The following is a 21,243-nucleotide window of genomic DNA, read 5'->3' as shown; positions in this document are numbered from 1 at the left end:
AAGATGGATTTTCGTTATTTACCGATGACGCAAGAAGATGAAAAAGAAATGTTACAGACGATTGGTGCAGACTCGATTGAAGACCTGCTTGCCGATATTCCGGCAAGTGTACGCGACCAAGGGACGTTGGAAGAAGTGGGCATTCCGTTACCGGAAACTGACTTGATTCGAACGCTCTCGAAACTTGCCGATCAAAACATGAATACGAAGCAGTATCCGTCGTTCCTCGGTGCCGGCATTTATGACCACTATGCACCGGCTGTCGTGAATCATATGTTACTCCGGTCTGAGTTCTACACGGCGTACACGCCGTATCAGCCTGAAATTTCGCAGGGGGAGCTGCAGGCAATCTTTGAGTACCAAACGATGATTTGTGAACTGACGGGAATGGATGTCGCGAACTCTTCCATGTACGACGGGATCACCGCACTGGCTGAAGCGGCGATGCTTGCCTGTGCCCACAAGAAGAAAAAAACAATCGTTCTCTCGGATGGCGTCCATCCGGAAGCGCACGATGTCGTACGGACATATGCAAACGGTCCCGGACTTGAAGTCGAGACACTACCGCTCGTGAATGGGGAAACGGCGATTGCGAACCTGGATGCACTGGATGATGTCGCCTGCGTCATCGTACAGTATCCGAACTTCTATGGACGTGTCGAAGACTTACAGGCACTGGCCGACGCGACACATGCGAAAGGCGGTCTATTCATTGTCTCGGCCAATCCGCTTGCGCTCGGTTTGTTAGAGGCGCCTGGTAAGCTCTGCGCCGACATTACGATCGGGGACTGCCAACCGTTCGGCATTCCGCAGAGCTTCGGTGGACCGACGTGTGGATACTTCACGACGACAAAAGCCTTGATGCGAAAAATTCCGGGACGTCTTGTCGGTCAGACAGTCGATGAAGACGGAAAACGCGGGTTCGTCCTGACGTTACAAGCACGTGAACAACACATCCGTCGTGATAAAGCGACTTCGAATATCTGTTCGAACCAGGCATTAAACGCTTTGGCTGCATCCATCGCAATGAGTGCACTCGGGAAACGCGGAATCCGTGAACTGGCAACCCGTAATCTTCAGACAGCATATGCGTTGAAAAAATCATTGGTGAAAGCCGGTTTCCACATCGTTGACGACGGTCCGAGCTTCAATGAATTTGTCGTTGAATTGCCAATCGATGCGACAGAAGCAAGCAAACAGTTATTACAAGCCGGAATCATCGGTGGACTGCCGCTTGGTACGTTCGACGAAAGCCGGAGAAACCAAATGCTCGTTTGTGCGACTGAACTACGGACAAAAGAAGAATTGGATCAATTCGTGACTGCGTTAGGAGGACTGACTCATGCATAAAACTAGTGAACAGACATTGATTTTTGAAATCTCAAAAGCCGGTCGTGTCGCCTATAGTTTACCGCTTCCGACGGTCGACGAAGTAGCGGCGGAAGAATTGTTGCCTGCGCATTTGTTACGCCAAGAGGATGTGGAGTTGCCGGAAGTATCGGAACTGGATCTTGTCCGTCACTATACGGCCCTTTCGAACCGAAATCACGGAGTCGATTCCGGTTTTTATCCGCTTGGTTCCTGTACGATGAAATACAATCCGAAAATCAATGAAGATATGGCGCGTCTCCCGGGATTTGCCCATATCCACCCGTTGCAACCGGTTGAGAGCGTACAAGGTGCTCTTGGGCTGATGTACGACTTACAAGAGAAACTTGCGGTCATTACTGGTATGGATGAAGTAACGTTGCAACCAGCAGCGGGAGCACACGGTGAGTGGACGGGGTTAATGTTAATCAAAGCGTATCATCATGCGCGGGGAGACTTTAAACGGACGAAGGTCCTGGTTCCAGACTCAGCCCACGGAACAAATCCGGCATCGGCATCTGTCGCCGGTTTTGATACGGTGACCGTCTTATCTGACGAGCGTGGATTAGTGGATTTAGCTGACTTAAAGAGTAAAGTCGGAGAAGACACGGCAGCATTGATGCTGACGAACCCGAATACACTCGGCTTGTTCGAATCGGATATCGTGGAGATTGCGAAAGCGGTCCACGAAGCCGGCGGGAAGCTGTATTACGATGGCGCGAACTCAAACGCGATTATGGGAATTGCGCGTCCGGGAGACATGGGCTTTGATGTCGTCCACTTGAATCTCCATAAGACGTTTACGGGTCCTCACGGAGGCGGCGGTCCGGGTTCAGGTCCGGTCGGTGTCAAACAAGACTTGATTCCATATCTGCCAAAACCGATTGTTGCTAAGACAGAAGACGGGTTTGTCCTCGATTACGATCGTCCGGAATCAATCGGCCGCGTCAAGCCGTTTTATGGAAACTTCGGCATCAACGTCCGGGCCTACAGTTATATCCGTACGATGGGAGGCGCAGGGCTTGCCCGCGTTTCAAAAGAAGCCGTCTTGAATGCCAATTACATGTTGGCACGTCTGAAGGGCGCATATGATGCTCCTTATGATGTCTATTGCAAACACGAGTTTGTTTTATCGGGACGCCGTCAAAAAGCACTTGGTGTACGGACGCTCGATATCGCCAAACGTCTGCTTGACTTTGGATACCATCCACCGACGATTTACTTCCCGTTGAATGTGGAAGAGTGTATCATGATCGAACCAACGGAAACAGAATCGAAGGAGACGCTTGATGCATTTTGTGATGCGATGCTCCAAATCGCCAAAGAAGTCGAAGAGACGCCGGACGTCGTCTTGAACGCACCGCATACGACGGTCGTCAAACGAATGGACGAGACATTGGCAGCACGTAAGCCGATTTTACGTTACCAGCCGAAACAAGAAGTTCACGTCTAAACAAAAAACCATCCCGCGTCTCAGTTGACGGGGATGGTTTTTTATTATGAAGTAAAAGGAATCAGCTGCGTTTGACTTTTCCAGTCCATTGCTTGAATCCGCCTTTGAGTTGATACAAGTTCGTATAACCGGCTTTTTTCAAGACTTTGGCCGCTTGTGATGAACGCATGTTGCCTTGGCAGTATAAATAAATCGGCATGTCCTTACGTAATTCTTTAGAACGCATTTTCATCTGACTGACCGGTATGTTACGCGCTCCGATGATGTGACCACCTTTGAATTCTTGTGTCTCGCGAACATCCACAATTTGTGCTTTCCGGTAGTTTGCCCGGAATTCATCTTGTGAGAGCTTCGTGATTCCTTTCACCGGCATGAAGCGCCATACGATATAAGCAATCAAGGCTACCCATAAGACGATCGTGATGATTGTACTGATTTCCATATCTAAGTTCCAACCCCTTCGTTCATATAACATCTTTACCATTATAGTAAACGAAATCGATTTCGGCAATCGACTCGTCGTTGCGCAGGATAGAAAGGGTCTGATACACTAATACGGAAACGTTTCTGGGGGTGTTCACTTGATCAGAGAGTGGCAAGTATTGACGACGGAAAGAATGGAACCGGCATTAAATATGGCGATTGACGAAGCCTTAATCGGTTTTGTCGGTCGCGGCGAAGTGGCGCCGACGCTTCGTTTTTATTCGTGGGAACCAAGAGGATTAAGTGTCGGTCATTTTCAACGGGCGACAAACGATATTGATCGAAAACGGATTGAAGCACTGGGTATTCCGATCGTTCGTCGGATGACCGGGGGACGAGCTGTCTTACATGCAGATGAATTGACATACAGCGTGATTCTTCCTGAACAGATGGAAGGCGTCCCGAAAACCGTCATTGAAAGTTACCGGATGCTGACAGAAGGAATCCGTAAAGGGTATCATCATTTAGGTATTCCTGTTGAATTTTCGGTACCGATGACAGAAGAAGAAAAGGAAGAATTGCGAAAACCGAAGTCTGCCGTCTGTTTTGATGCCGCATCGTACTACGAACTTGCGGTCGGAAAACGGAAAGTGGCCGGAAGTGCACAAGTTCGTCATCAAGGCGTCGTGTTGCAACATGGTTCTGTGCCGCTGTCTGTCGATGAAGGGGAATTGTTTGATTGTTTTATGTATGAAGACGAAACAATGCGTGAACGGATGAAAGCACGATTTTCCGGAAAAGCGGTTGCCTTGAATGAGCTTGCAGGACGTTCTGTCTCATTCGATGAAGTCCGTGTCGCATTTTTAAAAGGGTTTGAAGATGCACTTCAATTGACCTTCACACCTCTAGAGTTCACAGCGCATCAATGGCAGGAAATTGAGCGGTTGGCAGAGAAGTACCGTAGTGAAGAATGGAACTGGAAGCGCTAAAGAGATGGATTGGAAGGTGATGTCGTGCCGACTCCGAGCATGGAAGATTATTTAGAACAAATCTATATTTTGATTGAAGAAAAAGGATATGCCCGTGTATCCGATATTGCAGAACTGTTAGGTGTTCATCCATCGTCTGTGACAAAGATGGTGCAGAAGTTGGACCGGGAAGAATACCTCGTGTATGAAAAATACCGCGGATTAATGTTGACGGCAAAAGGACGGAAAATCGGAAAACGTCTTGTCGAACGTCATGCGTTGTTAGAAGATTTTCTGCGTCTCGTCGGAGTGGATGAATCTTTGATTTACAAAGATGTTGAAGGGATCGAGCATCATATCAGTATTGAAGCACTCGATAAAATCAACGGGATGATTCAGTTTTTTGCCGAACGTCCAGAATTACAAGCAGAATTTCAAAAACATCAGCAAGTACACCCAGAAGAATGAGTGTACTTGTTTTTTTATCTCATTTACCTTAAAAGACGAACGTTTTATAATGAAATATCGTTATAGTACGGTTAATGGGGGTCGGATATGCTATACTGACCGTGAAATCATCGAAGGGGGTGACGGATGGGTATCCATCCGGTTATGGAAATCGTGATTAAAGAAAAGTTAATATCGGAGTCAGAGCTTGCGTTAAAAGTAAAAGAGCTTGCCGCTGCAATCGAACGTGATGCGGCAGGACGCCAAATTGTTTTAGTCGTCGTATTGAAAGGTTCGATGGTGTTTGCTGCCGATTTGATGCGCGAAATCAAAGGAAGTGTCCAAATCGATACAGTCGCCTGTTCTTCGTATGGCGCCAAAACGGTTTCGTCAGGACGCGTTCAGCTTAAAAAAGACCTGGACCTTGATGTCGAAGGGAAGTATGTTGTCGTCGTCGAGGATATCATCGATACCGGGCATACATTAAGTTTTTTATGTGAACACATGAAACTGCATAAACCGGGTGTCCTGAAGATTTGTACGTTACTCGACAAGCCTGCACGACGGGAAGTGCCGTTAGACGCAGATTATGTCGGATTTGAGATTCCTGATTATTTTGTAGTCGGTTATGGAATTGACTGTGCCGAAGAATACCGGAACCTGCCATACGTTGGTTGGGTCGAGACGGAGTGAACTACTCACCACTTATTTGCTGCGCAAATTGAAGTGGGCGCTTCTTGGGAAGACCGTACTTTTACTAGCTACGATTATTTACCAAGCTCATCGGGTCGTTCCCACCCTGAGACACTTAGAGGTGGGGGAATTCTCGCTAAATTTAGTTAAAAAAACAGTAGCTGTGTGGCCTCATCGGCACACAGCTACTGTTGATGTGTTTAAAAAGCACGTTTTTTCTTTTTGCCTTTTTTCCCTTCAATGACAGTCAAATGTGGTGCTTTTGATCGGTCGCGAAGGGGACGGACTTTATTAGAAGTGGCCGTTTTTGTCGTTTTAACCGGTTTCTTCTTAATATCTGTCCGACGGGGAGGAGGATTGTTCTTGGCATGCATTTTTTTAGACTGAGCAACAGATTTCCGATATTGTGAGTTCGTACCGCTGCTGACGCTGTTTCGTGTTAAAAATTTAAACAGCAAGAAGATGATTCCAGCTGTAATCGCAAAAAACAGTAATTGTGAAAACAGACTACCGGGATCATTAGCTAGCTTATATCCAAAGCCGACGAACGCAAACAGTAACACGACAAGTGCGAATGTAGAGCCAATCCGTTGTCTAATCATATTATCACCCCTGTTATCAATTAACCAAGTGCATTCTCATGTAGGTTATGTTCCTGTTTTTCGAGTGCTTCAAACGCGTAAATCGCAACCTCGATTTGAGAATCATCCGGTTCTTTCGTCGTCAAGTACTGTAACCACAGGCCGGGTAAGGCGATGACGCGTAACCCTTTAATGTTTTGCGCTTTATTTGTTAATTGTAAAACTTCAAACGAAAGACCGATGACGACAGGCAATAACGCAATCCGACAAACGAGACGTAACCATAATGGATCAGTCGGTACGATTAAATAAACGAAAAATCCGACGATGACAGTGAAAATCAAGAAACTCGAACCACACCGGTAATGCAGGCGGCTGCTTGTCCGGACATTTTCGACCGTCAATGCCTGCCCGCTCTCGACACAGTTGATGACTTTATGTTCCGCACCATGATATTGAAACAGCCGTTTGACGAGTGGGGTCAAGGAAATCAGATAGAGATAACTGAACAGCAAGGTCAACTTGATTAAGGCTTCCAGCACGTTTTGAACCAAATGTCCGGATAACGCCGGGAAGTAGCTGAAAAGTGAGGCAAGAAAAGCAGGTAATAACGTGAATAACAATTTTCCGAAAAAGAACGACAAGACACCGAGTACGGCGACGCCGAGCCATTTCGTCAATTGTCCTTGGGAAGCATCTTCGGGCTCTTCTTCACCCGGTTTGACACCGTACCGGTCACTGGCAAAGTTCATATGACTTGCTCCGTTTGCTGAAGATTCGACCAAAGCGAACAGCCCGCGGATCAAAGGGATTTTTTTACCGACGGCGATCCGTGGTCGAATCGGTTTTTTTTGTTCAAACGTTTCGATCGTATCGTCATTTCGACGAATGGCTGAGACGGCATGTGTAGCATTTTGGAACATGACACCTTCGACGATGGCTTGTCCACCGACGGGCGCTTGAGCAGTTTTCATAGAGCAACGCATCCCATCTTCAAATAAAATATCGTGTACCGTTATTTTACTCGATTTAGGAAAAAAACACTATGCTCAGCTGTCGATGCCGGTCGAAAATTTAGGAGACGGAAAACGACTTATGATACAATGACAAAGACAATCTGGAGGTGATGAAATGCGGATATTAGTCTTGAATGGACCGAACTTGAATTTGCTTGGGACACGGGAACCGGATACATATGGGACGCAAACTTTATCGGATTTGGAAGGTCTGATCAAAACTCGTTTTAAGGACATTGATTTTCAATTTGCCCAGTCGAACCATGAGGGGGAATTGATCGATTATTTACATGGAGCACGCGGATATGACGGGATCGTCTTGAATGCGGCGGCTTACACGCATACGAGTATTGCGTTGCGTGATGCGATTGCGGCAATTGACGTACCGACGATTGAAGTTCATTTATCAAACGTTCATGCACGTGAAGCATTTCGGCATCATTCGATGCTTGCACCGGTTTGCCGAGGTGTCATCAGCGGCTTAGGGATGACGGGGTATCTGCTCGCGGTCGAGGCATTGATTCAACCGTCTACATAATAAAAGGGGGAAACAGACATGAAACATCGTATCGAAGCACTCCAAACGGCTCTCAAGGAACGTGATTTACCAGGTCTTCTCGTCACGAAGGCAGAAAATATCCGGTATATTTCTGGATTCACCGGTTCGAGTGGCGCATGTCTCGTGACGGCGGAACAAGCTTATTTTGTAACGGATTTCCGTTATACGGAACAAGCAGCTGACCAAGTAAAGGGAATGGAAATCGTTCAGATTGAACGATCGATTCCGGAAACGATGGGTGAATTGATGGCCGGGGCCCGTGTGCGTGCAGTCGGTGTCGAAAAAGATGCGATGACACTTGGCTCATTCGAAGCATTCGATCAGGCATCCGCTGTGGAATTGGTTCCGACGACAGGAATCGTTGAAAACCTACGCTTGATTAAGGATTCATCAGAGATTAAGATGATTAAGGAAGCGGTGGATTTAGCAGATGCGACGTTCCACCACATCTTGACGTATATTCAAGCTGGTCGGACAGAACTGGAAGTCTCGAACGAACTCGAATTCTTCATGCGTAAACAAGGTGCGACGTCTTCGTCATTCGATACGATTGTTGCATCTGGTTATCGTTCGGCGTTACCGCACGGTGTCGCCAGTTCGAAAGTGATTCAGTCAGGTGAACTCGTGACGCTTGATTTTGGTGCGCTTCTGAACGGATACGTCTCGGACATTACGCGTACTGTTGCCATCGGACCAATCAGTCCAGAGCTGCAGAAGATTTACGATACCGTCCTTCAAGCGCAACTCGCAGGCGTTGACGGATTACGTCCAGGAATCACGGGAATCGAAGCGGACGCGTTGACACGTGACATCATCAAGGATGCAGGATATGGGGAATATTTCGGTCATTCGACGGGTCATGGAATTGGGTTAGAAGTACATGAAGGACCAGGATTATCGTTCCGTTCTGAAACGAAACTGCAACCTGGTATGATTGTTACGGTTGAACCGGGAATTTACGTACCGCAAGTCGGAGGATGTCGGATTGAAGATGACGTCTTGATCACCGAATCAGGGCGTGAAATTCTTTCGTCTTCACCAAAAGAACTCATCACACTGTAAAAACGGCAAGATCAACATTTAGGAGGAACTTTTCATGGTATCAGTAAACGATTTAAAAACAGGACTTACAATTAAAACATCAGACGGAATGATTTGGCAGGTCCTTGAATTCCAACATGTTAAACCAGGTAAAGGTGCAGCATTCGTGCGGACAAAAATGCGTAACATCCGAAACGGAAACATTCAAGAAATGACATTCCGTGGTGGCGAACGTGTCGAACGTGCCCACATCGAACGGAACAAAATGCAATACCTTTATCCGATGGGTGAAACATATGTCTTCATGGATACAGAATCATACGAGCAACTCGAATTGACAACGGCTCAAGTCGAAGCGGCACTCCCGTTCCTTCTTGAAAACATGGAGGTTCAAATTGCGATCTACAACGGCGAAGTCCTCGGAATCGAGCTTCCGAATACGATCGTCATGACAATTGTTGAGGCAGAGCCTGGTGTCAAAGGCGATACAGCATCAAACGTCAAGAAAAATGCAACAGTTGAGACGGGACATATCATCCATGTGCCACTCTTCATCGAAGCAGGAGAAAAAGTAACAGTTGATACACGTACTGGTGATTTCACAGGGCGTTACAACGGATAATCAAACTTTCGAAACGTCTATTCATCCTCGTCTTGGGTGGATAGGCGTTTTTTCCTCTTGTCTTGACTTGCGTCCTTTGGTATGACCAGTTAATATTAGTATTTGAGTAGGCATTAGCACCTGGTATAATATTAAAGTATAATAATAAAGGTGAATGTTGAGATAGGGGATGAAGAAAAATGAAAATCGATCAGTTGAAGCAAGTACTCGAAATGTTGGACCAATCGAGTGTCAATGAACTTTCTCTTGAAACCGACACGTATAAGTTAAAATTAAAAAAACAAAATGATAACATCGTTGTTTCCCATCAAGCACCGGCTCCGGTGGCAGCACCAGCGCCGCAAGCTCCAGTAGCCGTCACGGAATCCGCAACGGAAGAACCAAATACCGAAGCAGATACGGTGACCATTAATGCATTGATGGTCGGAACGTTTTATTCACGTCCGAATCCGGACAAACCGTCTTTCGTCAAAGTCGGCGATCAAATCGAAGTCGGTCAAATTGTCTGTGTGCTAGAAGCAATGAAACTATTTAATAATCTGAACTCGGAAGTAGCCGGAACAGTCGTCGAAATTCTCGTCGCAGATGGAGACCTTGTTGAATTCGGACAACCACTCTTCCGGATTCGTCCTTGAGCGGGGTGATGGCAATGGAAAAACTTTTAATAGCGAACAGAGGCGAGATTGCGGTCCGAATCATTCGAGCGGCAAAAGAACTCGGAATTCAGACGGTTGCTGTTTATTCGACTGCGGACCGTGATGCGCTGCATGTCCGTTTAGCAGATGAGGCATATTGTATCGGAGATGTCAGTTCGACTGCTTCCTACTTGAATGTCACGAATATCCTGGCCGTTGCGACTAATCGGAACGTCACGATGATCCATCCGGGCTACGGATTCCTAGCGGAGAATGTTGATTTTGCCGAGATGTGTGAAGCATGCGGCATCAAGTTCGTTGGACCGACATCAGCCGCCATCCGTCAGATGGGAATCAAGGATGTTGCGAAACAAACGATGATTGCCTGCGGTGTACCTGTCGTACCGGGTTCTGACGGGACGGTTACAGATGATGAAGCATTACAGTTAGCCGAAGAAATCGGCTACCCCGTCATCATCAAAGCGACTGCCGGCGGAGGTGGACGAGGCATTCGTGTCGCCCGTTCACAGGAAGAACTCGTGACCGGTCTGGATGAAACACGCCGTGAGGCGAAACAGGCATTCGGCAACAGCGAAGTGTATCTCGAACGCTTTATCGAAGAGTTCCGTCATGTCGAAGTCCAAGTACTTGCCGATCGTCACGGAAACGTGATTCATCTTGGGGAACGCGATTGTACCGTCCAACGACGGATGCAAAAATTGATTGAGGAAGCACCATCGCCGGCTGTTAGTCCTGAAACACGTTTGAAGATGGGGGAAGCGGCGGTCAAAGCGGCGAAGGCGATTGACTATACGGGAGCCGGGACGATCGAATTCATCTTTGTTGAAGAGACGGAAGAATTTTTCTTCATGGAAATGAATACGCGGATCCAGGTTGAACATCCGGTGACGGAAATGATTACGGGATTCGATCTTGTCCAGGCCCAGCTCCAGGTGGCGCTAGATCATCCATTGGCTGTTCAGCAACAGGATATTGAATTCCGTGGGCATTCGATTGAATGCCGGATCAATGCAGAAGATCCGGATCACGATTTCCGTCCGCACGCCGGACGAGTCACCCAATACGTTGCGCCAGGAGGAATGGGCGTCCGAATCGATAGCGCAGTGTATCCGGGATATATGATTCCCCCGTACTATGATTCAATGGTCGCAAAACTGATTGTTCATGCCGAAACACGTGAAGAAGCATGTGCGAAGATGGAGCGAGCACTGTCCGAGTTTTGGATCGAAGGTGTCAAAACGACGATTCCGTTCCATCAAAAAGTCTTGGCACATCCCGTATTCCGTCGTGGAACGTTTACGACGAAATTTACAGAGCGTGAACTAAAAGCAGAAATCGTGAAGTGATCGTGGGCGGGAGTCGATTGTATTTAACTCCCGTCTTTTTGCCGTTCTCTATGTTTTTTGAAAAAAGAATGTGCTAAACTAATTGATTGAGAACGATAAAAAAAGGAGCACGTAAAATCATGATGAAAAGACATATGGCGCGCGAACTTGCAGTACAGTCTTTGTTCCAAATGGAACTCTCGGATCTGTCTGCCCAAGAAGCCATTGAATTCGCAGTAGAAGGTAAAGAATATGATACGTTTGTTACACAATTGGTCGAGGGTGTCGAAGCCAATAAACCAGAAATTGATCAAAAGTTGCGTGCCGCGCTCGTGAACTGGTCATTTGAACGTCTTGGAAACATCGAACGGACGATTCTTCGTCTTGCGGTTTATGAACTGTTATTTGAAGCTAAAATTCCAGTCCGTGTAACGATCAATGAAGCGATTGAATTAACAAAAGCTTTTGCCGACGAAGAAGCAACAAAAATCGTCAACGGTGTGTTAGGAAAAGTAGCACAAGAGGTGGAACAAAACGGTTTGAAAGAAAATCCGCAAAGCAACTGAACTTAAACAGAGAAGTTTGATCAGGCAAAGAGTGAAGTGAATATTTTTTGGGGAGTGGACAAAATCATGGCAGTCGTAATCGATGGGAAACAAGTCGCACAATCGTATCGTTTGAAACTGAAAGAAGAAGTCGCACGTCTGAAAGAACAACGTATTCAACCGAAGCTGACCGTCATCTTAATTGGGGAAGATCCAGCCAGCCAATCGTATGTCCGTGGTAAAGAAAAAGCGGCACAAGAGATTGGGATGGATTCTGACTTGATTCGACTATCAGAAGAGACGAAGGAATCGGAATTGCTTCACTTGATCGAACGTTTAAATGCCGATGCAAGCGTACACGGTATTTTGGTTCAATTGCCTTTGCCAAAGCATATTGATGAGAGTAAGGTCATCTTCGCCATTTCACCGGAAAAAGATGTCGATGGATTTCATCCTGTCTCAGTCGGGAAAATGATGATTGGTGAACCGACCTTCTTGCCGTGTACACCAAACGGAATTCTTCACCTCGTCAAGGAAATGAACGTACCGATTGCCGGTCGCCATGTTGTTGTCGTCGGTCGAAGTCAAATTGTTGGAAAGCCGGTCGGCATACTGTTCTTAAATGAATCGGCGACGGTGACGTATTGTCACTCGAAAACTGCTGATCTCGGTGCCATGACCCGTCAGGCGGACATTTTGATTGTCGCTGTCGGTGTACCAAAACTGATTACGGCCGACATGGTCAAACCGGATGCCGTTGTCATCGATGTCGGTGTCAACCGGGTAGACGGGAAGTTGGTCGGAGATGTCGAATTTGAAGCTGTGAAAGAGGTCGCCTCGATGATTACACCAGTTCCAGGTGGGGTCGGACCGATGACGATTACAATGTTGCTTCATAATACGATTGAGGCGGCGAAATGACGAATCCTCTTCAGGTTTCCGAACTCGTCCATTACGTGAAGCGGGAACTCGAGAATGACTCGTTGCTCCAACAAGTTCAGGTGGTGGGAGAAGTGTCGAACTTTAAACGACACTCTTCCGGTCACCTTTATTTTACGTTGAAAGACGAACAGTCGCGGATGAAAGCCGTTATGTTCGCCCGCGATGCCGCCCGTGTCAAAACGGACATCCGGGACGGTGCACGCGTCATCATAACGGCGCGGATTTCAGTATATGTCGCATCGGGTGAGATGCAACTCTACGTCGAACGGATGATGGAAGACGGCGTAGGCGCCCTCTACGAAGCCTATGTCCGATTGAAAGAGGATGTCGAAGCCCGAGGCTGGTTTGAGTCGGAGCAGAAACTGCCGTTGCCGGCATTCCCGCAAAAAATCGGAATCGTGACATCACCGAAGGGGGCAGCCTTGCATGACATCGCGACGACGTTACGTCGGCGTTATCCGCAAGCCGCCATCGTCTTTGCGCCTGTGCTGGTCCAGGGAAAAGACGCAGCACCCCAAATCGTCCGTGCCATTGAAGCAATGAATGAACATCAAGCGTGTGATGTGATGATTATCGGTCGGGGGGGCGGATCAATCGAGGAACTGTGGGCGTTCAACGAAATGTCGGTTGTGACGGCGATTCATCAGTCGCGGATTCCGATTGTGTCAGCGGTCGGTCATGAAACAGACTTTACGATTGCTGATTTTGTTGCTGATGTCCGGGCGGCGACACCAACAGCCGCGGCAGAACTCGTGACGCCTGAGGCAGTAGAACTCGAGAAGCGTCTCAATGAGCTGAATCGAAGATTGAAACGGCATTACGCTCAGTACATCAACGAACGTAAAGATCAAGTCAACCGGTTGGCAACAAGTTACGGATTGAAATCTCCTCGGGTCTTGTTAGGTTTAAAACAAGAACGGCTGGACCGGGCAGAGATGGGACTTCATCGAATCGGGAAGCAAGTGTTGCAGACGAAACAACAAGCGTTGACCGATCAGGTGAACCGTTTCGCACGGATCGCGATGCAAGAACGTCTGGCAGAACAAAAGCGCCAATTGATTCGGACACGAAAACAACTGGAACGGATTCACACCATTATTCGCTCGAAGCAGGATCGGCTCCATCAAATGATTGCCCGTCTCGACTCGGTCAGTCCGACGCAAGTCATGCTTCGTGGATATACATACGTCGAGCAGGATGGACGACTCGTCCGCTCCGTAGCAGAATTGTCAGATCAGACCTTCCGGGTTCAGTTTCATGACGGGAGTATCCTAGCGAAACGAGAGGATGAAGAAGATGGAAACAGAACAATCCTTTGAAGCAGCTTTAGAGCGGTTGGAAGAAATCGTCGAATTACTGGAAGCGGGTGAAGCACCGCTTGAACAAGCGATGAATTTGTACGAGGAAGGTGTCAAATTGACGGCACTCTGTCAAGGGAAACTGTCGACGGCAGAACAACGGTTGGATCAAATCTTGGAACAAGACGGCACGTTACGTGAAAAAGGGGGATCACAATGATTGTCTTAACAGAGTGGAAAACGCAAGTGGAACAAGCACTGGAAACATTCATGACTCGTCTAGAAGCACCAGAACGTCTACGGGAAGCCATGCGTTATTCGCTTGATGCAGGCGGAAAGCGTGTCCGGCCAGCATTGATTTATGCTGTCCTTGATGCGTATGGGATCGACCGCAAGATGGGTGACGCTACGGCAGCAGCCCTTGAGATGATTCATACATATTCGTTGATTCATGATGATTTACCGGCGATGGATGATGATGACATGCGACGCGGACGTCCGACGAATCATATTCAATTTGATGAAGCGACTGCGATTCTCGCTGGAGATGCGTTACTCACGAATGCCTTTACATGTTTACTCGAGACCAAGGCGACAGCAGAAGTCAAAGTGAAATTGCTCGAGCGACTCGCAACAGCGGCAGGTGCAGCCGGAATGGTCGGCGGTCAATTAGACGACATGCTGGGTGAGCGTGGAGGAATCAATGACGCGGAGGAACTCGAGTCGATTCACCGTCGGAAAACGGGAGCGCTGCTGATTTTTGCGGTCGAAGCAGGCGGTATTTTAGCCGGAGTCGCGGATGAGGATCTCGAACATTTGAAACGGTATGGTCTTCATCTGGGGATCGCGTTTCAGATTCAAGACGACATCTTGGACGTGACCGGAGACGCTGATAAAATCGGAAAACCGGTTGGCAGTGATGAAGGAAATGACAAAGCAACTTATCCAAAACTACTAGGTCTTGACGGAGCGGAACGGGCACTTGCAGCCCAAGTGACGGCAGCAAATGAAGCAATCGAAGCTCTTTCCGTCGAAGCGGCACCGCTTAAGGATTTGCTCGACTTCGTCGTCAAGCGTGACCATTAAGAGAGGCGGCGTAGTATGCCGTCTTTTTTTATGCGCCGGGAATGTGGCATTCGCAAGATTGTTCTAGTACAATGTAGGGTACAAACCATATAAGAATGCAAGGGAAAGAGGCGGTAAGGTATGAAGTTGACAGAGATACAGGATCCGTCATTTTTAAAGCGTATGTCAGTCTCGGAATTAGAACTGTTCGCAGGCGACATCCGACGCTTTTTGATTGAAGAACTAGCAACAACAGGTGGGCATTTGGCACCGAATTTAGGTGTCGTTGAACTGACGTTGGCGCTTCACCGTGAATTTGACAGTCCAAACGATAAATTCGTCTGGGATGTCGGACACCAAGCATACGTGCATAAAATTCTGACAGGACGGGCAGGTCAGTTTGATACGTTACGGCAACATAAAGGGTTGTGTGGGTTCCCGAAACGCAACGAGAGCGTCCATGATGTCTGGGAAACTGGACACAGCTCGACTTCACTTTCGGCAGCGATGGGGATTGCTGTATCAAATGAATTAAAAGGAAACGATGACCGGGCGATTGCCATCATCGGGGATGGTGCATTGACAGGCGGAATGGCACTCGAAGCATTGAACCATATCGGTGCGGAGCAACAAAACGTCATCGTCATCTTAAACGACAATGAGATGTCAATTGCACCGAATGTCGGGGCGATGCATCAGATGTTAGGTAGAATCCGTTCTTCCCGCAAAGTCCGTTATGCACAAGATGAGCTGGAAACATTGATTAAAAAAATTCCTTTAATCGGCGGAAAGCTTGAAAAAGGCGGAGAGAAAATTAAAGAAGCTGTCAAAGGAGCACTTGTTCCCGGCATGTTCTTTGAAGAACTCGGTTTCAATTATTACGGACCAGTCGATGGTCATGATTTGACCGATTTAATTGAACAGCTGAATTATGTGAAGAAAGAAGAGGGACCTGTCCTGCTTCATGTCATCACGAAAAAAGGAAAAGGCTACCGTCCGGCAGAATACGACGGGATCGGTACATGGCATGGTCTTGGACCGTACAAAATCGAGTCGGGTGAAGTCATCAAAGGGAAATCAAAAGCACCAAGCTATTCGTTTACAGTAGCAGATACGTTGACGAAGATGGCCCGTGAGGATGAAAAGCTGACACTGATTACGCCGGCAATGAGTGTTGGATCGAAACTGGATTGTTTTGAAAAAGAATTCCCGGAGCGGATGTTTGATGTCGGAATCGCGGAACAACATGCCGTGACGTTTGCTGCGGGTCAGGCAACACAAGGGATGAAGCCAGTCGTATCGATTTACTCGACCTTCTTCCAGCGCGCATATGACCAACTCGTTCATGACGTTGCGCGTCAGAACCTGGATGTCACGTTTACAATCGACCGTTCTGGTCTTGTGGGTGCTGATGGTGAGACACACCAAGGTGTCTTTGATATCGCCTTCATGCGTCACGTGCCGAATATTCGGATTGTCATGGCGAAGGATGAGAATGAACTACAACATCTTCTCTATTCGGCTGTTAAATACGAAGGACCGATTGCTGTCCGTTTCCCGCGTGGAGAAGGAATCGGTGTTCCAATGGATGAGACACTCCGTGAGATTTCGCTTGATACATGGGACGTGGAACGTGAAGGAACGGATGTCGCCATCATGGCATTTGGTCCACAAGTGCAAGACGCCCTGAAAATCGCGGAACTTCTTGAAGGCGAGTTATCGGTACGGGTCATCAATGCCCGGACGATCAAACCACTGGATGAAAAAATGTTGACTGCTTTATATGCAGAAGGAATTCCGCTTGTAACGCTTGAAGAAGCGGTGCTTAAAGGTGGATTCGGTTCAGCTGTTCTCGAACATGCCAATGAACAGGAAGCCTTCCCGCGCGTCAAACGATTTGGTATTCCGGATTGGTATATCGAACACGGCGGCGTCAACGAATTGTTAGAAGAAATCGGATTATTACCTGGACAGATTGCGGAAGAAGTTCGCTCGTTTGTCAATCAAGGAAAGAAACAGAGTGTGTAACGATTCATGGAAACTGTAAAAAAAATCCGCCTCGACGTCTTACTCGTCGAGCGCGGTCTATGTGAAACACGTGAAAAAGCAAAACGGACCATTATGGCAGGTCTTGTATTCAGTGGAACAGAACGATTGGAAAAAGCCGGTGAAAAAGTAAAATCAGACATTGATTTGACGGTTAAAGGTCAGGTCATGCCATATGTCGGTCGTGGTGGATATAAGATGGAGAAAGCACTTGCTGTATTCGATATCGATGTGTCCGGACGGATTGGTCTTGATATCGGCTCTTCAACAGGCGGGTTCACGGATTGCGCCTTACAAAATGGAGCTGCACATATGTATGCGCTTGATGTCGGGTCAAATCAACTGGACTGGAAATTACGTTCGGACGATCGTGTGACGGCAATGGAGAAAACAAATTTCCGCCATGCGACACCAGACATGTTTTCGATTCAGCCAAGTTTTGCGACCATTGATGTCTCCTTCATTTCGCTCCGATTAATCCTTCCGCCCTTAAAAGCCATTCTAGCTCAGGAGGGGGATGTCATTGCGCTCGTCAAACCACAGTTTGAAGCGGGGCGGGATGATGTCGGTAAAAAAGGGATTGTTCGGGATGAACGGATTCACGATCGGGTACTCAAAGAGATGGTTGATTTCTTTGTCCGAGAAGGGTTTTACGTCAAACAATTAGATTTTTCACCGATCACGGGTGGTGAAGGCAATATTGAATTTCTTTTACATGCTCAACTCAAGACACCAGGAATGGAAGAGGCGGTTGATCCACTTGAAACGGTTCGCCTGGCACATGCCGCGTTGTAAGACCAATTGATTTCCAAGCAGGCTCCTTCAAAGATGATGGGGTCTGTTTTTGATTTGGCAGGAATGAATAGGGCAAGCATGGACTTTTATCGAATTATTGGATTACAATAGTATCAGTGAAGAAAAACTGTGAGGTGCAAGGATGACAAAGGGGCAACGGTTAATCAAGATTCGGGAAATCATTACGCAGTCAGAAATCGAAACACAGGATGAACTGGTCGAGGAACTTCGAAATGCAGGGTATAAAGTAACGCAGGCTACCGTCTCTCGAGACATTAAAGAACTCCATCTCGTAAAAGTACCGTTAAATGATGGAAGATATAAATACAGTTTGCCTGCTGATCAGCGATTCAATCCACTTGGAAAGTTACGCCGATTACTCGGAGATAGCTTCATCTCGATTGATTCTGCTCAAAATTTGATTGTCATGCATGTCTTACCAGGGAATGCCAACGCATTAGGCGTCCTCCTGGATCATTTAAATTGGCCGGAGTTGCTCGGTACGGTCTGTGGAGATGATACGATACTAATGATTACACGAAACGAAGAAGCAGCAACGGAAGTGACCGAACGTATTTTAGGAATGTTGTAAGGAGTTGACATGATGTTAGCTGAACTATCGATAAAACAATTTGCAATCATTGACCAGCTACAGATTGATTTTAAAAAAGGTATGACGGTCTTGACCGGAGAGACAGGAGCCGGCAAATCGATCGTGCTGGATGCGATTGGATTACTGATTGGTGGTCGCGGATCAGCTGAATTTGTTCGGTATGGTGAGGACAAGGCTGAATTAGAAGGTCTCTTCATGATTGAAGACGGTCACATGGCATACACGTTAGCCGAAGAGTACGGGATCGACATGGAAGACGGCATGATCATTTTACGACGTGATTTGTTTGCTTCCGGGAAAAGTGTCTGTCGCGTCAACCATAAATTAGTCACGTTGACGATCTTGCGGGAATTCGGACGAGCACTTGTCGACCTGCATGGTCAGCATGAACATCAACATTTGATGGAAAGTACGTATCATCAAACGATTTTGGATGATTTCGGACATGCGACGATTTCTCCGATTCTCGAACGGTATCAGGAACGTTTTCAGCAGTATGAAGAAAAACGCGATGCCTTACAAGCGTTGGCGCAAAGCGAGCAGGAATTAGCTCAACGCATCGATTTGTTGTCTTTTCAAACGGAAGAAATCGACAGTGCGAAACTCCGAAAAGGAGAAGAAGAAGAGTTGTTGAGTGAACGAAACCGGTTGGCGAACTTCGAAAAACTTCACGCCTCTCTCAGTGCGGCTTACGATGCGTTGCATGATGAACGACGCGGTATTGATTCCGTAGGAGATGCGATGCGTGAGCTTCAGCAGGCATCAAGTATCGATGATGAGTTTTCTGGTCAAAGTGATACACTGGCGAATGCGTTTTATGCGCTAGAGGAAGTCGGGTATGCGGTCCGTGATCAACTCGAAACATTGGAGTTTGATTCGAATCGGCTTGATGAAATCGAACTTCGTCTGTCAGTATTCCAACAATTGAAACGAAAATACGGGGCGACGATTGAAGAAGTCATCGCATACGGGAAAAAAATCGGTGTGGAACTGGATACGATGACGAATCGGGATGAGCGGATTGAGAAACTGAAAACAGAAGTGGAACAGTTGGAAACGGAACTGTTCGAAATCGGTGGCGAGTTGTCCCAGGTCCGGAGAAAAGCAGCGCATCTTTTAGGCGAAGCGATTCATCTCGAGCTACGTCAGTTGTATATGGAAAAAGCCCGGTTTGAAATTCGTTTTTTACAGGATGGGAAGGTACCCACTTTACGTAGAAACGGAATCGATTTTGTTGAGTTCTATATCATGACGAATGCCGGAGAACCGTTTAAGTCTCTGGGGAAAGTCGCTTCCGGCGGCGAATTGTCGCGTATCATGCTGGGACTGAAATCGATTTTCTCACGTTCAGTCGGTGTGGCCTCGATTATCTTTGATGAGGTGGATACAGGGGTATCCGGACGTGTCGCCCAAGCAATGGCGGAAAAGATTTATCGTCTGTCAATCGACAGTCAAGTGTTGTGTATCACCCACTTGCCTCAAGTCGCTTCCATTGCGGATCAACATTTGTATATTCGCAAAATTGAAGAGACGGACCGGACGACGACACAGGTCAACGTACTGACGGACTCGGAACGCGGAAATGAACTGGGACGGATGATTTCCGGTACACATATGACGGACTTGACATTGCGTCATGCGGAAGAACTGATGGAACAGGCAATGCATATGAAGGAATCGCTTAAAAATGGGGTGTAACAATTGATTAGAGTTGGGATTGCAGATGATAACCGAGAGATGGTCGAATTGATTCGACAACATCTATCTGCCCAGGACGACATGGAAGTAGTGTGTGTCGCATACAATGGCGAGAGTTGTCTGGAGAAATTGGAACATGTCGAAACGGACGTTCTATTATTAGATATCATCATGCCTCATCTTGATGGGTTAGGGGTCTTGGAGGCATTGATGAATCATGAAAGCAGTCCGGCTGTCATCATGTTAAGTGCGTTCGGAAAAGATGAAGTATCGCAACAAGCGGTTTCACTGGGCGCTGCCTACTTTTTATTAAAACCGTTTAGTTTAGATCAACTTGTCAATAAAATACGCCTGGTCGTTCATGGCGTACAGACGAACCAAATAGAACCGGTCGAAACGAAAGTCGGTACCACGCTACGGGAAATCGGGATTGCTCCGCATATCAAAGGGTTCACGTACTTAAAAGATGCAGTCTTGATGGTGCTGGAACGAGAAGATTTATTGGGATTGATCACAAAAGAGCTGTACCCGATGATTGCCAAAAAACATCAAACAACCTCCTCGCGTGTCGAACGGGCGATGCGTCATGCGATTAAGTCGGCTTGGAAAGAAGGTATGAGTGAACATACCTTATTCAACGGACGGATTGAACAACAGAAAAGTCCCAAAAATTCCGAGTTCATTTCTTATGTGTCAAACCATATGAACGGATCTTAAGGTAGAGAGAATCAGGTTTGTACGGATGAAAGCATCCGAATAAGCCTGTTTTTTTGATGTACAAATAAAAACTGAATATTCACTAAATAAATGTTGCACAAACTGAAATGTTTGTTATAATAAAGGTACCAAATGATTTGGAAAGACGTCAGATGAACGTCGAGTCGAATTGGTTCCCGGAAAACCGTTCAACAAATTTCATCTCAGGTCGCCACCTGTAAACGGCTCAAGAATGATGGACGACATTCTCTTGGTAGAGTGTTTACCAAGGCATTTCATATCTTTTTTGGATAAGTTATTTCAAACGGGTATGAAGCTTCACGATTTCGAAGCAAGGGAAAAGTGAAGGGTAACGTAAATTAAACGTCCAAG

At 47.0% G+C, this 21,243-nt stretch carries 23 protein-coding genes; 20 read left to right on the top strand and 3 right to left on the bottom strand.

Going from position 1 to position 21,243, the window contains the following annotated elements; all coding sequences use genetic code 11:
- Nucleotides 1–3 precede the first annotated feature (3 nt).
- Both gcvPA and gcvPB read left to right on the top strand, forming a co-directional pair.
- Nucleotides 4–1,350, top strand: a complete 1,347-nt coding sequence (gene gcvPA, locus MUN34_RS09780; protein WP_247857681.1) for an aminomethyl-transferring glycine dehydrogenase subunit GcvPA — start codon at nt 4–6, stop codon at nt 1,348–1,350.
- Nucleotides 1,343–2,821, top strand: coding sequence for an aminomethyl-transferring glycine dehydrogenase subunit GcvPB (gene gcvPB / locus MUN34_RS09775; protein WP_247857680.1), 1,479 nt, complete (start codon nt 1,343–1,345; stop codon nt 2,819–2,821). The genes gcvPA and gcvPB overlap by 8 nt, the downstream gene beginning before the upstream one ends.
- 61 nt (nt 2,822–2,882) lie before the next feature.
- Here the strand turns inward: gcvPB and MUN34_RS09770 are convergent, their stop codons facing one another.
- Nucleotides 2,883–3,263: a rhodanese-like domain-containing protein gene (locus tag MUN34_RS09770; RefSeq protein WP_026828921.1), complete on the bottom strand. Its 381-nt coding sequence runs from the start codon at nt 3,261–3,263 to the stop codon at nt 2,883–2,885.
- A gap of 139 nt (nt 3,264–3,402) precedes the next feature.
- On the opposite strand from MUN34_RS09770, the gene MUN34_RS09765 reads away from it, so the two are divergent.
- From MUN34_RS09765 to hpt, 3 genes are all read left to right on the top strand, one after another.
- Nucleotides 3,403–4,233 (top strand): lipoate--protein ligase family protein, encoded by an 831-nt coding sequence (locus MUN34_RS09765; protein ID WP_081776652.1) that lies wholly within the window; start codon nt 3,403–3,405, stop codon nt 4,231–4,233.
- A gap of 24 nt (nt 4,234–4,257) precedes the next feature.
- Nucleotides 4,258–4,680 carry a transcriptional regulator MntR gene (gene mntR, locus MUN34_RS09760; protein WP_034770295.1) on the top strand — a complete coding sequence of 141 codons (423 nt, stop codon included), beginning with the start codon at nt 4,258–4,260 and terminating at the stop codon, nt 4,678–4,680.
- A 144-nt stretch (nt 4,681–4,824) separates the two neighbouring features.
- Nucleotides 4,825–5,352: a hypoxanthine phosphoribosyltransferase gene (gene hpt, locus MUN34_RS09755; protein ID WP_026828918.1), complete on the top strand. Its 528-nt coding sequence runs from the start codon at nt 4,825–4,827 to the stop codon at nt 5,350–5,352.
- 200 nt (nt 5,353–5,552) lie between these two features.
- Here the strand turns inward: hpt and MUN34_RS09750 are convergent, their stop codons facing one another.
- Together MUN34_RS09750 and MUN34_RS09745 are read right to left on the bottom strand one after the other, a co-directional pair.
- Complete coding sequence (locus MUN34_RS09750; RefSeq protein ID WP_026828917.1) at nt 5,553–5,954, bottom strand: SA1362 family protein; 402 nt, start codon at nt 5,952–5,954, stop codon at nt 5,553–5,555.
- Between the two features lie 20 nt (nt 5,955–5,974).
- Nucleotides 5,975–6,907, bottom strand: a complete 933-nt coding sequence (locus MUN34_RS09745) for a DUF1385 domain-containing protein (protein WP_026828916.1) — start codon at nt 6,905–6,907, stop codon at nt 5,975–5,977.
- Nucleotides 6,908–7,064: 157 nt separating this feature from the next.
- On the opposite strand from MUN34_RS09745, the gene aroQ reads away from it, so the two are divergent.
- The 15 genes from aroQ (at nt 7,065) to spo0A (ending at nt 20,871) form a co-directional block, all read left to right on the top strand.
- Nucleotides 7,065–7,487, top strand: coding sequence for a type II 3-dehydroquinate dehydratase (gene aroQ / locus MUN34_RS09740; protein WP_247857679.1), 423 nt, complete (start codon nt 7,065–7,067; stop codon nt 7,485–7,487).
- 18 nt (nt 7,488–7,505) lie between these two features.
- Complete coding sequence (locus tag MUN34_RS09735) at nt 7,506–8,570, top strand: M24 family metallopeptidase (RefSeq protein ID WP_247857678.1); 1,065 nt, start codon at nt 7,506–7,508, stop codon at nt 8,568–8,570.
- A 34-nt stretch (nt 8,571–8,604) separates the two neighbouring features.
- Nucleotides 8,605–9,171 (top strand): elongation factor P, encoded by a 567-nt coding sequence (efp, locus tag MUN34_RS09730; protein ID WP_012369804.1) that lies wholly within the window; start codon nt 8,605–8,607, stop codon nt 9,169–9,171.
- Between the two features lie 179 nt (nt 9,172–9,350).
- Complete coding sequence (gene accB / locus MUN34_RS09725) at nt 9,351–9,806, top strand: acetyl-CoA carboxylase biotin carboxyl carrier protein (protein WP_026828912.1); 456 nt, start codon at nt 9,351–9,353, stop codon at nt 9,804–9,806.
- A 14-nt stretch (nt 9,807–9,820) separates the two neighbouring features.
- A complete protein-coding gene (gene accC, locus MUN34_RS09720; RefSeq protein ID WP_034769968.1) occupies nt 9,821–11,173 on the top strand; it encodes an acetyl-CoA carboxylase biotin carboxylase subunit in 1,353 nt (450 codons plus the stop codon).
- 119 nt (nt 11,174–11,292) lie between these two features.
- Nucleotides 11,293–11,718, top strand: coding sequence for a transcription antitermination factor NusB (gene nusB, locus MUN34_RS09715; protein WP_081776651.1), 426 nt, complete (start codon nt 11,293–11,295; stop codon nt 11,716–11,718).
- 66 nt (nt 11,719–11,784) lie between these two features.
- Nucleotides 11,785–12,618, top strand: coding sequence for a bifunctional methylenetetrahydrofolate dehydrogenase/methenyltetrahydrofolate cyclohydrolase FolD (folD, locus tag MUN34_RS09710; protein WP_247857677.1), 834 nt, complete (start codon nt 11,785–11,787; stop codon nt 12,616–12,618).
- Complete coding sequence (xseA, locus tag MUN34_RS09705) at nt 12,615–13,958, top strand: exodeoxyribonuclease VII large subunit (RefSeq protein ID WP_247857676.1); 1,344 nt, start codon at nt 12,615–12,617, stop codon at nt 13,956–13,958. The genes folD and xseA overlap by 4 nt, the downstream gene beginning before the upstream one ends.
- Nucleotides 13,936–14,157 (top strand): exodeoxyribonuclease VII small subunit, encoded by a 222-nt coding sequence (xseB, locus tag MUN34_RS09700; protein ID WP_026828907.1) that lies wholly within the window; start codon nt 13,936–13,938, stop codon nt 14,155–14,157. The genes xseA and xseB overlap by 23 nt, the downstream gene beginning before the upstream one ends.
- On the top strand, nt 14,154–15,023 hold the full coding sequence (locus MUN34_RS09695; RefSeq protein WP_247857675.1) for a polyprenyl synthetase family protein: 870 nt from the start codon (nt 14,154–14,156) through the stop codon (nt 15,021–15,023). The genes xseB and MUN34_RS09695 overlap by 4 nt, the downstream gene beginning before the upstream one ends.
- Nucleotides 15,024–15,143: 120 nt before the next feature.
- Nucleotides 15,144–17,030 (top strand): 1-deoxy-D-xylulose-5-phosphate synthase, encoded by a 1,887-nt coding sequence (dxs, locus tag MUN34_RS09690; RefSeq protein ID WP_026828905.1) that lies wholly within the window; start codon nt 15,144–15,146, stop codon nt 17,028–17,030.
- Nucleotides 17,031–17,036: 6 nt separating this feature from the next.
- Complete coding sequence (locus MUN34_RS09685) at nt 17,037–17,843, top strand: TlyA family RNA methyltransferase (protein WP_247857674.1); 807 nt, start codon at nt 17,037–17,039, stop codon at nt 17,841–17,843.
- 142 nt (nt 17,844–17,985) lie between these two features.
- On the top strand, nt 17,986–18,435 hold the full coding sequence (gene ahrC / locus MUN34_RS09680; protein ID WP_012369814.1) for a transcriptional regulator AhrC/ArgR: 450 nt from the start codon (nt 17,986–17,988) through the stop codon (nt 18,433–18,435).
- Between the two features lie 12 nt (nt 18,436–18,447).
- Entirely contained in the window at nt 18,448–20,154 is a 1,707-nt protein-coding gene (gene recN / locus MUN34_RS09675) for a DNA repair protein RecN (protein ID WP_026828903.1), read from the top strand.
- 3 nt (nt 20,155–20,157) lie between these two features.
- Nucleotides 20,158–20,871, top strand: coding sequence for a sporulation transcription factor Spo0A (gene spo0A / locus MUN34_RS09670; protein ID WP_081776648.1), 714 nt, complete (start codon nt 20,158–20,160; stop codon nt 20,869–20,871).
- The last annotated feature ends 372 nt before the right edge of the window (nt 20,872–21,243 follow it).

Origin of the sequence: Exiguobacterium sp. 17-1 (assembly GCF_023096305.1) — a bacterium.
In the GTDB taxonomy this organism is placed as follows: Bacteria; Bacillota; Bacilli; order Exiguobacteriales; family Exiguobacteriaceae; genus Exiguobacterium_A; species Exiguobacterium_A sibiricum_A.
This window is presented reverse-complemented; position numbering and strand designations above follow the sequence as displayed.